The sequence below is a fragment of the Lacticaseibacillus jixianensis genome (genome assembly GCF_003946485.1).
Taxonomy (GTDB): Bacteria; Bacillota; Bacilli; order Lactobacillales; family Lactobacillaceae; genus Lacticaseibacillus; species Lacticaseibacillus jixianensis.
In genome coordinates this window covers 75,271-89,246 of sequence record NZ_RHOJ01000007.1, presented here as the reverse complement: position 1 = coordinate 89,246, position 13,976 = coordinate 75,271, and the positions used below count along the sequence as shown (strand labels likewise).

11 protein-coding genes are annotated in these 13,976 nt (G+C 57.8%); 3 read left to right on the top strand and 8 right to left on the bottom strand.

The genetic code is table 11. From position 1 onward, the window contains the following. Positions 1-473 precede the first annotated feature (473 nt). The 7 genes from EKM85_RS04920 to EKM85_RS04890 form a co-directional block, all read right to left on the bottom strand. Positions 474-728, bottom strand: a complete 255-nt coding sequence (locus EKM85_RS04920) for a type B 50S ribosomal protein L31 (RefSeq protein WP_125585158.1) — start codon at positions 726-728, stop codon at positions 474-476. A gap of 95 nt (positions 729-823) precedes the next feature. Next, positions 824-2,122 (bottom strand): UDP-N-acetylglucosamine 1-carboxyvinyltransferase, encoded by a 1,299-nt coding sequence (locus tag EKM85_RS04915; RefSeq protein WP_125585157.1) that lies wholly within the window; start codon positions 2,120-2,122, stop codon positions 824-826. 262 nt (positions 2,123-2,384) lie between these two features. Continuing rightward, positions 2,385-3,983: a CTP synthase gene (locus tag EKM85_RS04910; protein ID WP_125585156.1), complete on the bottom strand. Its 1,599-nt coding sequence runs from the start codon at positions 3,981-3,983 to the stop codon at positions 2,385-2,387. A gap of 230 nt (positions 3,984-4,213) precedes the next feature. Then, a complete protein-coding gene (locus tag EKM85_RS04905; protein ID WP_125585155.1) occupies positions 4,214-5,851 on the bottom strand; it encodes an ABC transporter permease in 1,638 nt (545 codons plus the stop codon). Continuing rightward, positions 5,844-6,629, bottom strand: coding sequence for an ABC transporter ATP-binding protein (locus EKM85_RS04900; RefSeq protein ID WP_125585154.1), 786 nt, complete (start codon positions 6,627-6,629; stop codon positions 5,844-5,846). The genes EKM85_RS04905 and EKM85_RS04900 overlap by 8 nt, the downstream gene beginning before the upstream one ends. Before the next feature lie 150 nt (positions 6,630-6,779). Continuing rightward, the gene (gene rpoE / locus EKM85_RS04895; protein ID WP_125585153.1) at positions 6,780-7,403 is read right to left on the bottom strand and encodes a DNA-directed RNA polymerase subunit delta; all 624 of its coding nucleotides are present in this window, start codon (positions 7,401-7,403) and stop codon (positions 6,780-6,782) included. Positions 7,404-7,453: 50 nt separating this feature from the next. Next, positions 7,454-7,900 carry a DUF1934 domain-containing protein gene (locus EKM85_RS04890; protein WP_125585152.1) on the bottom strand — a complete coding sequence of 149 codons (447 nt, stop codon included), beginning with the start codon at positions 7,898-7,900 and terminating at the stop codon, positions 7,454-7,456. 158 nt (positions 7,901-8,058) lie between these two features. Here EKM85_RS04890 and EKM85_RS04885 point away from each other — a divergent pair, with 158 nt between their 5' ends. Beyond that, the gene (locus EKM85_RS04885; protein ID WP_125585151.1) at positions 8,059-9,402 is read left to right on the top strand and encodes an HD domain-containing protein; all 1,344 of its coding nucleotides are present in this window, start codon (positions 8,059-8,061) and stop codon (positions 9,400-9,402) included. Here the strand turns inward: EKM85_RS04885 and EKM85_RS04880 are convergent. Beyond that, positions 9,399-9,842, bottom strand: coding sequence for an NUDIX hydrolase (locus EKM85_RS04880; RefSeq protein WP_125585150.1), 444 nt, complete (start codon positions 9,840-9,842; stop codon positions 9,399-9,401). The genes EKM85_RS04885 and EKM85_RS04880 overlap by 4 nt on opposite strands. Positions 9,843-9,919: 77 nt before the next feature. Between EKM85_RS04880 and EKM85_RS04875 the strand changes: the two genes are divergently transcribed. Beyond that, positions 9,920-10,972 (top strand): YdcF family protein, encoded by a 1,053-nt coding sequence (locus EKM85_RS04875; RefSeq protein WP_125585149.1) that lies wholly within the window; start codon positions 9,920-9,922, stop codon positions 10,970-10,972. A gap of 203 nt (positions 10,973-11,175) precedes the next feature. Then, entirely contained in the window at positions 11,176-13,905 is a 2,730-nt protein-coding gene (locus EKM85_RS04870; RefSeq protein WP_125585148.1) for a YhgE/Pip domain-containing protein, read from the top strand. Positions 13,906-13,976: the final 71 nt, after the last annotated feature.

Genomic DNA, 13,976 nt, shown 5'->3' with positions numbered 1-13,976 from the left:
CCGCATTTACCCTAGTTGCGTCCCCGCAGCGCCCGGACACGCAAACGCCCCTTCACCGCGATTCGAATTGCGCACAAATCGCGATGCAGGGACGCCTGCGTTTTGGGCCAAAAGGGCTTGGGGGCGCAACTTTGCCGGGAAGTTTAGCCTTGAGGCACAAAAAAACCACCATCGCTGGTGGAAAAGTTTGGGGGAACTTTTTTGGGAGTGTAAGTTAATGTGTAAGCTTAAGGCGTGTTCATTGCTGCCTTAATATGCTTTTATTATATATCGAATTTTCCCGTGAGCGGTTCAACTTTCATAAATAAAAGTTGTATTCTTGGAAAAAAGCCGGCCCAAGCCTACCCCACCAGCATTTGCGCGCTACCGAATTAGTTGTGGCCATTGCGCTGCTGATCCGCACCACCCGGATTCAACCCTGCACCGGGGCAGCAAAAAGGCCCATCCGCAAAGGATCGGCCTTCTGGTAGCTGTTACTTCTCGGTAGTGAAGCCGTACTTCTTGTTGAAGCGATCAACACGCCCGTCAGCCTTGCTGAACTTCTGCTTGCCAGTGTAGAACGGGTGGGAATCGGAAGAAATTTCAACGCGGACCAGTGGGTACGTGTTGCCGTCTTCCCATTCAACGGTTTCGGATGAGTTCTTGGTCGAGCCGGACAAGAACTTGTAGCCGGTCGAGGAGTCCAGGAACACAACTGGGTGATAATCTGGGTGGATGCCTTGCTTCATAATATCTTCTCCTTTGCCCTAAGCCATTGCCTGACCTAGAGATAACTTGTGGTACACAACTCTAGCATTTTATCATGCGGCCAGCTAACTTGCAATCAGTTTTCGGCGCGCATCGGCGTTTCTTCTGGTTCCGCCGCGTCAACAAGCTCGACGTCGGCGCCAAGGCCGCGGAGCTTCATGATGACCCGGTCGTAGCCGCGCAGGATGTTCTCCGCTTTGGTGATCGTGGTGTCGCCTTCTGCCATCAGTCCCGCCGTCATGAGGCAGGCCCCGGCCCGAATTTCTTCAGCGGCGACTTCACACCCTTCCAGGTGATCGGCGTGATGCACGATGATCACGTCGTTTTCGACGGTAATATCTGCCCCCATCCGGATCAGCTCAGGAATGTGCCGCACGCGCTTGGGGTAGAGAGTATCGATGATGATCCCCTCACCGTGCGCTTTCAGCATTAACGGCGTGACCGGCTGCTGCAAGTCGGTTGCAAAGCCCGGATACGGCAGGGTCTTGATCTGCACCATTTTGAGGTCGCCCGAGGGATAAACGAAGATACTGTCCTCGCCGACGTCCATCACGACGCCCATCTCCTCCAGCTTGGCCAAAAATGCGTCCAAGTGCTCCGAGATAATATTTTTAACGTTGATCCCGTCACCCACGGCCGCCGCCATTGCCAGGTAAGTCCCGGCTTCGATCCGATCAGGAATGATCGTGTGGGCATTGTGCGCGGCCAGCTGCGTCACGCCTTCGATCCGGATCGTATCCGTCCCCGCACCGCGGATCACGGCCCCCATATTGTTGAGGTACGTGGCCAGGTCGATGATCTCAGGTTCTTTGGCCGCGTTTTCGATCACCGTGTGGCCGTGCGCCGTCACGGCAGCCAAGATCACGTTGATGGTGGCCCCCACTGAGGAAATATCGAAAAAGATCCGGGCCCCGTGAAGGCCTTCCTTAGGGGCAGTAATGGCGATCGCGCCGTGGTCGTTCGTCACCGAGGCGCCAAGGGCTTCAAACCCCTTGATGTGCTGATCGATGGGGCGCGGGCCAATATCGTCCCCGCCCGGCAGGCCGACGACCGCCCGCCCAAACCGGCCAAGCAGGGCCCCCATGAAGTAGTACGAGGCCCGCAGGCTTTTGATTTTCCCGCTGGGCAGCGGGACGTTTTGGATCTGGGTCGGATCAATATGGAGCACACAATCGTCAAAGGTCGACTTGACGTTCATCTCGTCAAGGATGGCCATCAAGTTATAAACGTCCTGGATCACCGGCACAGAGTCAAGGGTGACCGGGGTGCGGGACAAAATCGCGGCTGGGATCAACGCCACGGTACTATTCTTTGCCCCGCCGATCACAACGGTGCCGGAGAGCTTCTTGCCTCCGTGGATCAGCATATTTTTCATTTAATTTTTCCTCACTAATACGAGCACTTCGCCCTCGGGCGGTCAGGTAGGCTGAAGCTGGCCTAAAATTATGGCTTCATGAAATACGCGAATACTGGTAGGATGATACGAATAAAATTCGCATTCACCGTTATATTCTAATGAACTCAGCGGCAAAACACAACCCGAAATCACCAGTCTGCCGCGGCTTTCACGAAAACGGCACTAGCACTCGAGGAAAAAAAGTGCCAACCCGCAGAGGGGTTGACACAGTCGCCGCGGCCTAGTAGTTGCCGGCTGCCTTGATGAACGCTTTGAAGAGCCCTTCCGGCTTGTTTGGCCGGGATTGGAACTCTGGGTGGTACTGCGGCGCAACGAAGAACTTGTTCTTCGGGTACTCGATGATCTCCATCAGGCGGTTGTCCGGACTGGTGCCGGAAAAGACGAGCCCCTTCGCTTCAAGCGCTTCCCGATACTTGGTGTTGAACTCATAGCGGTGCCGGTGCCGCTTTTCGATTTCTGGCACGTTATCGTATGCCGCGGCGGCCACCGAACCCGGCTTAAGCACACACGGGTAGAGCCCTAACCGCAGGGTCCCGCCGAGGTTCTCAAGGTTTTTCTTGTCCTTCATGATGTCGATCACTGGATCTTTAACGTCCTTGTCGACCTCAGTCGTGAAGGCGTCCTTGATGCCAGCCATGTCGCGGGCAAACTCAATCGAGGCCATTTGCATCCCCAAGCAAATGCCAAAGAACGGCACGTTGTTCTCGCGCGCAAACTTAATGCTGGTGATCATGCCTTCTAGGCCGCGATCGCCAAACCCGCCTGGCACGAGAATGCCATCGAAGCCTTGAAGCTTTTCCTTGACGTTCTCCTCGGTGATGTCGTCCGCCTGGAACTTGACCAGATCGATCTTCGCGTTCCAGAAGTAACCGGCCGACTTCAGGGCCTCCGTGACAGAAATGTAGGCATCCTTGAGCTCAATGTACTTGCCCACCAGCGCGATGCGGACCGTGTCCTGCAGGTTTTCGACCCGCTTGACGAGGCCCTGCCATTCGGCCATGTCGGCCTGCGGCGTGTCAAAGCCAAAGTGGTCCACGACCCGCTGATCCATCCCCTGGGCCTGCATCGCCAGCGGCACCTGGTAAAGGATCTTGGCGTCCCGCGATTCGATGATCGAATCGACCGGTACGTCCGTGAACAGCGCGATCTTTTGCTTCATCGAATCCGTGACCGGCTTTTCGGTGCGCAGGACCAGCATGTCAGGTTGGATCCCGACGTTCCGGAGCTCCTTGACACTGTGCTGCGTTGGCTTGGTCTTCATTTCCCCGGCCGCGCGCAGGTACGGCACCAGGGTCGCGTGAATGTAGTAGGTGTTCTCGGCGCCGACGTCCTTCTTCATCTGCCGAATGGCTTCCAGGAAAGGCTGGGACTCGATGTCGCCGACCGTCCCGCCAATTTCCGTAATGATCACGTCGGAGTCCGTGTGGGTCGCCGCCCGCATGATCTTCTCTTTGATCATGTTGGTGATGTGGGGGATCACCTGCACCGTGGCCCCCAGGTACTCCCCGTGGCGCTCACGGTTAAGCACCTCGGAGTAGATTTTGCCAGTGGTGACGTTACTGTACTTGTTCAGGTTGATATCGATGAAGCGTTCGTAGTGGCCAAGGTCAAGGTCCGTTTCGGTACCGTCATCGGTGACGAACACTTCCCCGTGCTGGTAAGGGTTCATTGTCCCTGGATCGACGTTGATGTAGGGATCAAACTTCTGAATCGTCACCTTCAGGCCACGATTCTTCAGCAGCCGGCCCAAGCTGGCAGCCACGATCCCTTTACCGAGCGACGAAACAACCCCACCGGTAACAAAAATATACTTGGTCATGAGAAGACTCCTTTATGATTTGTTGAGGCAAGCGGACCGTGCTCCGGCCCCGCCCAAGCGGCAATGAGAAATAACAAAAACAAGCTCCCTATTCGTGATGAACAGGGAGCTTGCAAGCGTCTGGCCCTGCATTTCTACAGGGCGCCCAAGCAATATAGTACCGGGAAGTGGGGTGGGTGTCAAGGGATTGGGCCCCTGGGTTTTCCTCGCGGCCGATACACCGCCAAGAATTAAGCGAGCTGGACCCGGTTGTGCCGGATCAACAGCCAGCTGAGGGCAGCGGAGGCGGCCGTCGCGCCTAAATCAAACCACACGCTGTTCAAAAGGACGCCAGTGGTGATGAATACCATTGCCAAAAGCATCCCACCAAAGATGGCCACCGTGCCCACTAGGCCGTTCTGCGCCCCGCGACTGGCCACAAACTCCTCGGTGAACGGCAGCCCGTGAAGGAGAAGCTGGCCGGTGCCCAGGGTCAATAGCAGGGTGAACGCCCCGGCCGCCAGCCCTTCAGACAGTCCGCGCAGCCCCACGAAGGGAACGGCAGCGAGGCTGAACAGCAGAATGAACGGCACCACCAGGCGCATGAACAGCGCCAGCACCACACTTTGCCGAATCAAACTGCGGTGCGCAAACGGCACGTAGGCGAAGACCTGCATGGCTTCAGGCTGCGCCGAGAACTTAAGGTTGATGATCGCTACCGGGATCGCGATCACTAGAGCCACGCCTAGGTACCCAAGCATGCCGGTCAGCTTCAGGTGGGTGTCGCGCAGAATACTGCTGGCAAACACGAGCGGAATAATGACGGCATATGCCAGCTGGGGGTAAACGCGCAACTTATAGTCACGCTGAGACTGCAGCTGCCGCCAGCCCAGCGTGAAGTAGGCCGCCGTCTCGTGCGTGCGCGAGGCCAGTTGCCGCGCCGCTCTGAACCAGAGGCTCGCTCTGATCACCCGGTCCGAGCTTTGATTCAGCTTCTCCAGCAGCTGCTCGAAGCGGCCAGCGTTGTGCAGGTACAGCCCCATCGCCAGCGCTGGCACCCCTAAGCTCAAGCCGGTGAACAGTAGGCTGAGTGTTTCCACCTGGCCGGCCGCCAGCAGCGGCAGGCCGGCAAACCACATTGGCACCGCCAAAAATTCCCACCACTCGACGGTTAAGGATAGCTCCAAGTGAACGGCACTGATCACGTCCACCCCCAGGAGATTGGGCAGCTGCCCCGCCGTGTAGAGCCCAATGGCCAAGCCGATCTGCACCACGTTCAGAATATTTTTGAGCTTCTCCCCGTCGAAATAATGGAGGACCAGCATGTACATGAACAGGGCCAACGTCAGACTGAGCACTGCCAGAAAAATGGCCGCGACCACACTGGCAATTGCCACCAGCGGCCCGAAACGCAGGCCCAAGACGACTGCCCCTGGCACGGCCAAGGCGAGCATGGTCACCGCCAGAAACAGGCCGACAATGGTGAGCTTGGCCGCGTTCAGCGTGCGATCAGAGACGCCCCGCACTGAGTAGACCGGCCGGTCATGCGGATCGAGCAGCAGGCTCGCGTATGACGTCAGCATCGTGAGAAAGAACATAAAGAACAGCAAGGAATAAAACAGGGTCAGCACCAAGATCAGCGGCAGCGGCAGCAGCATGACGAGGCCGACGATCACTCCCACCAGCAAGTTGCCGAAAAAAGACCAAAGCAGCGGCCGTGGATGACTGCTCGGCTTGCGCTGTCCCATCATGCCGGCCGGCGCCCGGTTAGCCAAAGTCATCTTGGTGGCCATGATCAACGTGAACTGCGGGTAGTCGATCCCCATGCGGGTGATCAGGGGGCGAAAGTGCGCCAGCCAGCGTAGACTTTTTGGCAAGGTGTTAGTCATCGCGGTTCGCCTCCGTCACAATATCGACGAATTGCTTGGCCTTTTCCCCGTGCTCGGCAAAGCCGGTCAAGTCATTGAACAGCTGCTGCAGGCTGGTGTCGGCGTTGGCCGCGATGGTCTGGAAATTGCCGTCCGCGATCACCCGCCCTTCATTGAGCAAAATGATCCGATCCGACAGCTTTTGCACCACGTCCATGATGTGGCTGGAATAAAAGATCGTCTTACCGCGGTTGCGCAACTCCTGCAGGATCTCCTCGACGACCAGCACCGAATTGGCATCCAGCCCGTTCAAGGGTTCATCCCAAAAGAGGATGTCGGGATCGTGCAGGAGGCTGGCGATGATCAAAACCAGCTGACGCATGCCCTTGGAGTAAGCGGCCACCCGCCGGTCAAAAGCGGGCCCGAGGCCAACAATTTCCGCCAGGGCTTGAGCCTTTACCCCCGCCGCCTGCTCGGACATCCCGTACAGCTGACCGATGAGCGTCAGGTATTCCCTGGCGGTCAGCGCATCGAAAATATCGGCGGCCTCGGGCACATACCCAATGTGCTGCTTATACGTCGGGTCCTCCCGGTCAATGGCCCGCCCTTGGAGCAGGATCTCGCCTGCATCCTGAGTCAGCAGACCCAAGATGATCTTCACCGTCGTGCTTTTACCCGCGCCGTTTTGACCGATGTAGCCCACAATGGTGCCGGGTTCGATTGAAAAGGACACGTCTTTAAGGACTGGCCGCCCGTTGAACCCTTTTTGAACGTGGTCGAGGGTGATTGCTGCTGTCATGAGTGCATCTCCTTTGGTTGCCTCTGCGCCTGTGCTTGCGCCAGACGCAGGGGAGAAAACCGCTGTATGCGGTTTCAACTGAATTGTAAACCCTGTAACGCAAAAAAAATACCCAAACCGACTGCGGCTTGGGTATTCATGAGGCCTGATCTATTTATCACTACTGTCGTCATCATCATCGGCATCGCTGGAGAAGTCAGGCGTGTCCGCGTCTTCCTCGTCAGCGTCGTCGGTGTCATCGTCGGAGAATTCGGCCAACTGGCCCTCGATGCCATCAGGTAGGCTGTCGTCCTCGTCATCCGTCTCATCAGTGTCATCAGCGTCATCGTCAAAGTCATCGGTGGCGTCTTCCGTGTCGTCGGCGGCATCAAAGTCGTCGTCTTCCGGATCATCATCGTTGTAGTCGATCACGTCATCATCATCCACGGCGTCGGCCAAGAAGGCATTAACCTTCTTGCGCTTCTTCCGGCGCGGTGTATCCTCTTCGTCTTCGGGATGGTTCACTTCTTCGTCGACGGATTCGTATGGATACCACGCCCGCAGGCCCCAGACGTTGTCGCCTAAGGAAATAAAGCTCCCGTCCTCGTTGAGGTCCGTGTAAAACTGCGGCAGGCGCCCACGGATTTCCGAGTCACTCTTTCCCAAGTAGGTTTGAATCTCGTTTACGATGTCCGCAAAGCCCATCGTGTCGCCTTTTTCCTCGAGAATGGCGCGTGCCACCTCGATCATGGACAATTCCGATTTGTTCGCATCGGCAAATACATCAAGTTTCAACCGGTACACGCCCTTTCTGGTTAATACAGTCTATTTTGAATCATACGCGCTCACGCGGTAAAAAGCAATCGCAGGCGATAATTTCCCAGGTGCTCACCATTGGCCAACAGTTCGTACTCAATGTAGATCTCGCCGGTCAAAGGGGCGGTTGTCAAACGTACGTCCAAGCGCGGCGTGATGGTCTCGACCGGAATGTCGCCGTAAGGGGTCCGATAGCGCGTCAAGATCCGCCGGTTGTTGGCAAAGTGCAGCCGTAGGTGGGTGTCATCGTCGCTGGACCCCCGTGATAACTGAACCGACCCGTCCCCGCGCAGCTTCAGCGTGACGGGATAATCGGTGTGTTCTTGCTCGTTGATCTCCCGGTACCGGACGTACAGCGTGTCCCCCATCTGGACGACCGTACCCGGTTCGTCGAACACGTGACGCTCCGTCTCGCCTTCTTGAGTGACAAAAGTCTCGAGGTGGACTTGAACGTCAACGCCGTGTGCTAAATCCATGGCCATCATCCTTTCTTGGCTATTATAACTTACCCGTGCGCTTTCCGGCACATTTGCGCCCAAAGATGCAGCGAGTGATCAAGTTGCATATAATAGGAATATATCAAGCTTGCGGCCATAACTGCCTCATGCCGCTGCAGCACTGAAGGAGATAAACGATGAGCATCAAACTGTTACCCCGGGAAAAAGTCTTCCGCGATCCAGTCCACAATTATATCCACGTTCAACATCAGGTCATCCTCGATCTGATCAACACGCCTGAATTTCAGCGGCTGCGGCGGATCAAGCAGCTCGGCGTGGCAGATTACGTCTTTCAAGGCGCCGAGCACACCCGTTTCACCCACAGCCTTGGCGTTTACGAAATCACCCGTCAGATCTGCGACAACTTTGCGGTTAACTACCCAACCAAAACGCCGGGTGATGGCCTGTGGGACGACCACGAGCGGCTGGTTGCACTGTGTGCCGCCCTGCTGCACGACATCGGCCACGGCCCTTACTCGCACACTTTTGAGCACATTTTTGACACGGACCACGAAGCCATCACGCGGCGGATTCTGACCGATCCCAGCACCAAAGTCAACGCGGTGCTCCGCAGCATCGCACCTGACTTTCCCGAGCAAGTGGCCAGTGTGATCGCCCACACCTACCCCAACCCCCAGGTCGTCCAGATGATCTCCAGCCAGATCGATGCCGACCGGATGGACTACCTGCTGCGCGATGCCTACTTCACCGGGACCAAGTACGGTGAATTCGACCTTGCCCGCATCCTGCGCGTGATGCGGCCTTATCAAGGCGGCATCGGGTTTGACGCCAACGGCATGCACGCGGTTGAAGACTACATCGTCGGCCGTTTCCAGATGTACCAGCAGGTCTACTTTCACCCCGTCTCCCGCAGTATGGAGATGATCCTGACCCACTTACTTGAACGGGCGAAGACGCTTTACGAGGCCGGCCGGTTCGATACTCGGTTCAATCCGCGCCTGCTGGTGCCGTTCTTTGAACATCAGTTCAACTTGCAGGACTACTTGCGCCTCGACGACGGCGTACTGAACACCTACTTCACTTACTGGCTCGATTACCCGGACCTGGTGCTTCAGGACCTGGCCAGTCGGTTCCTGAGCCGGCGGCCGCTTAAGTCGGTCGCCTTCACGGACAAGACGGCGGGCTTACTGCCGAAGCTGCGCGCCCTTGTGGCCGACGCCGGCTTTGATCCGGCGTACTACACCGCCGAAAATGACAGCTTTGACCTCCCCTACGACCAGTACGACCCCAGCGTCGCCGACCCCAAGACCCAGATCGAGATCATCCAGCGGGACGGGACGCTTGAGGAGCTGTCGACCCAATCGCCTTTGGTCGCCGCCATTTCCGGCCGTGCGATCGGCGACAAACGGTTCTACTTTCCTAAAGTCATGCTGAGCAAAAATGCCAGCGATTTATTCGCTGACACCTACGCCCATTTCCAGCAGTACCTTCTGAACGACTCATTGATCGATCCGCGCTAATGGGTACGCAGCCACTGGGCCACCCCGTAGCGGTGGGTCGGCCGCTTCAAGGAAGCGGCTGCCAGTGCGATCGGCATCAGCATCAGCGTGTTGAAATCCTCCAGTGGGCTTTGGACCTGCTTGATGTCCGAACAAGCGTAGAACGTCGCCGGGTGGTAATAAGCGGTTTGGCGGTGATGGGAGTAAAAGTACTCCGCCGCCGTTCCCAGCTTCTCACCAATCGTGACGGTCACCCCGAATTCCTCAAGCAGCTCACGCCTCAGCGTTTGCTCGTCGGTCTCGCCTGCTTCGACCTCGCCGCCTGGTAAAAACAGCGCGTGGTTGGGCGCCTCCAAGATCAGGAGCCGCTTCCCATCACGATCTGGGATCACCCCGTAAACCCCGACCCGCTTTTGATAATCTAGCTTGGGATCTTTTTGACCAAACACTGGCTCTGCCATGACTCGTGCCATCCTCTTCTCATTTTTTCCTCATTATACTCGACCTGCTATTTAATCGCCACTAAGGATGTGTTCAAATGCCTTCGCCAAGTTTCTGGCTCTACCTGCCTGTCATCATCACCGGTGCCCTTTTTTTCTACAGCTTCCTGCGGGAACCGCGCCACCTTTATAACGGCATGCTGTTCAACCTCTTTGCGCTCACTGCCTTGGCCACTGCCGCTGTGGCGATCCTCAGCTCGCAAAACCGCCTTTTGATCGCGGTATCGGCAACGCTGTTCATCATCTTTGTCCTCGTGGTGGCGTTGCTCTTCTCGCTGCACTTAGTCTGGCTGCTGTGGAACGCGTGGCTGGTCTGGCGGCGCGAGGGGCATAGCCTCGGCAACATGCTGACGCTGGCGCTCGCAGTGGGGCTGATCCTGCTGGAAGTGGCGGCGGTCGTCGGCCGCAGCTGGGTCCCAAGCTGGCTCTACGCCGGCCTCAGCGTCTTCTTCACGCTGGGGATCGGCTACGAACTGATCGCCCTTTACAACTTTCTCACCATCCTCGTGCTGTACAACCTTTACCGGCCGCGGCATGATCGGGACTATTTGATCGTGCTCGGCGCCGGCCTGCTCCACGGCGACCAGGTGAGCCCGCTGCTGGCCGCACGCATTCAGGTGGCCATCACGTTCTACCACAAACAGGTCCGCCTGGGGCGGCCGGCCCCCCACATTATTTTTTCCGGCGGGCAAGGCGGGGACGAAAAGCTGCCCGAGGGGCGGGCCATGCAGCAGTGGGCGATCGCCCATGGTATTCCGGAAGACGCAACGTTGGTGGAGGACCAATCCAAGACCACCTACCAGAACATGAAGTTCTCCAAGGCCCTCATCACCAAGCGTGAAGGCCCCCGGCCTGTTAAGGCGGCCTTTTTCACGAACAATTATCACCTCTTTCGCGCTGGCGTCTTCGCCCGGGCCGCCGGGCTGGACGCCAACGGGGTGGGGGCCGCGACCTCGTTTTACTTCTTGCCTAACGCAGTGATCCGCGAGTACCTCGCCTTTGTGGTCATCCACAAGCGGCGCCACATCGTCGCCGGCGGCCTGATCACACTGCTGGCGATCGTGGTCGCGATCGGTCAGGCGGTCAGTTAAATGCAGAGAATTACCATGAATTGGCCTTGAGGCGCTGCCGCGGGGCCTTTTTTTGGTGCTCGGGTGCTGGCCACATGCGCCCCACCATCCAGGGGAATGCGGCTCTCGCCAGTCGTGAATTACTGGCTTTAAAGGGGTGGCCAACCCCCACAAAATCCGGTATGCTAGCGCGGAGGATATAAGTGTTTGATATGGAGGACATTATGAAAAACATTGCTCACCTGGTCGCCTTAGACTGGAAGCGCATCTTAAAAAGCCCCTTTGCCTTTCTGCTGATCGCGGCACTGGTCGTGATCCCCAGCCTGTACTGCTGGTTCAACGTGTGGGCGCTGTGGGATCCCTACTCGAACACGCAAGATCTGAAAGTGGCCGTTTACTCCGCCGATCAGCCCGCAACTTTTCAGAATAAAAAAATCGCGATCGGTGAGGCGCTCACTGATCAGCTTCACCACAACAAGAAACTCGGCTGGCAGTTCGTTGATTCCCAATCGCAGGTCATTTCCGGGGTCAAGTCAGGGAAGTACTACGCCGGGATCGTCGTGCCCAAGCGGTTCTCCAAAGACTTACTGTCGTTTGTCGACGGTAAAATTCAAAAGCCCCAGCTTAAGTATTACGTGAACGAAAAAATCAACGCCGTGGCCCCCAAACTCACTGGCACGGCGGCCTCGACTTTGCAGGGGACCATCAGCGATGAATTTGTCGATACCGTCGCCAAAACGCTGGTCGGCGTGTTTAACCAGGCAGGCATCAAGCTTGATGAGAACCTGCCGCTGATCCGCCGCTTCGCCAGCCTCGTCACCAGCACGGACGCCCAGCTGCCGACCATTGAACGGTACCTTAACGAGGTGACCGCACTGAAAGCCAAGGTGCCGGACCTTGAGGCCAAGCTGAACACCGCCAATCAGATGGCGACCTACCTGCCGGAAGTGAATGCGATGACGCAAAAGCTGGTCTCCGCGCAGCAGTTTTTGCCGATGGTCGCCTCGGCCGGCCAGCTGGCGACCCAGGTCCAAGGTAAGCTGCCGGAAGTGCAGCGCGCCGGCAGCCAGTTAAACACGGTGGCAACTCACTTTGACGACTTGAGCCGGGCCGTCGATAACGGCGTCACGATCACCAGCCAGAGCCTGACGATCATCGACCAAGTGGCTGGCACGCTGCCGGCACTAACGCAGTTTGGCCAGGCCGCGCAAGGAGCAGTCGGAACGACCAAGAACGCCGTCCTCCCCAAAATCCGCCAGGCCCTCACCATCGTCCAAAATGCCACCACCGCAGGGTTAACCCTCATCCAAACGGCGAACACCAGCCTCAGCCTGGACCTGAGCAGCCTGAATCAGCAATTAGCCGCGCTGGATCATGCCAAGGATACCGCAACCGTCAAAGCAGCCATGGCCAACCGCTTGACCGCGCTGGCCACGCGGCAAAGCCAGGCTGCTGCCACCGCCACCAGCCTGGCCCAGACGCTGACCAAGCTTCAGGCCAGCCTGCAGGCACTGAATCACGATCAGCGCACCCCGTTTGCTGATGCGATCAGCCGCCTGAACGCGCTCGCTGCGGTCGCAACCGTCGTCGCCCGCCAGGCCGATCAGCTCGCCGCTCAGGTCCCCACCCTTTCCACCGCGCAGCTGCAAGCAAGGCTCGCCCAGTTGGTCACCACCGCTGACGGCTTTGCGCAGGCCGCAAGCAACCTGCAGCAGCTTAACTTAGGCGGCAGCGTCCAGACGGTCCTGAGCCAGTTTGAAACGGTGCTGAGCAGCACCCAAACCACCCTGGGCACGATCAATGCGCACATCATCCCCGCGTTGCCGAGTCTGCTGAGTAACACCAAGACCTTGCTCACCCAGGCCAACGTCTTCCTCAAACAAGTCAAGACCCAGCTGCCGGCCCTGCGCCAGGAACTCACCGATGCCAATACGCTCCTGAACGGCCACATGGCCCTGATCAAAAGCGGCATCACCACCGTGGCCGCGCTGTACCGCAATGAATTCCCGGCGCTGCGCACAAAGCTGAAAACTGCCAGTGACTTCATCCAGTCCGACCTGCCGGGGATTGAAACCCAGCTGACGACCAGCCTCGCCTTGGCCAACGCCAAGATGCCGGCACTCAAGGATGGACTGAACAAGGCGGCGGCCTTTAAGCAAAGCGACTGGCCAACGCTCAAGGACGCCATCCAGCGCGGCAGCGCCGCCATCAAGAAGGGCGAGCAAACCATTGACCTCACGGCGCTCATCAAGCTGTTGCGCCGGGATGCTGGCAAGGAAGCCGACTTTTTGGCCAATCCCGTCACCATTGCGTCCACCAGTATCTACCCGATCCCGACTTACGGGTCGCAGAGCGCCCCATTCTACCTCGCACTTTGCATCTGGGTCGGTGCGCTGCTGCTCGGGGCGATCTTGATCACTGAATACAAGCTGCCTGCCGATTTCGCCGCCTCCGTCAAGCAGCAGTACGTCGCGCGGTGGTTGACCTTCGTGGGGCTGGCCATGCTGCAGGGGCTGATCGCCGGGGCGGGCAACATCATCCTGATCAGCACCTTTGTCGTCAACAAGCCCCTGTACCTGCTGGGCGCAATGTTTCTCAGCGTCGTCTTCGTCTCGATCATGTACGCGTTGATCAGCCTGTTTGGCAACATCGGCAAAGGCATCGGCATTATCATTCTCGTCCTCTCCATCTCCGGGGCCGGCGGGAACTTCCCGGTCGTTCTTTCCGGCCACTTCTTTCAGGCCATCAATCCCTGGCTGCCGTTTACCTATGCGGTGAACCTGCTCCGGGAAACCGTCGGCGGCATCTACTGGCCTAACTTCTGGCAGGACGTTTGGAAACTAGCCGCGTTTGGGCTCACCTTCTTCCTGCTGGGCTTGCTGCTGAAGGGCCCGATCCGGCCGTGGATCAACAAGATGCACCACATCACGCGCAAGTCTCAGATCATCGAATAGCGCCGCCGTGGTGTTCTCTCGCCGCTCGTTTTGCTACAATTAAGGCAAGATGCAGTGAAGGGGGAAATACC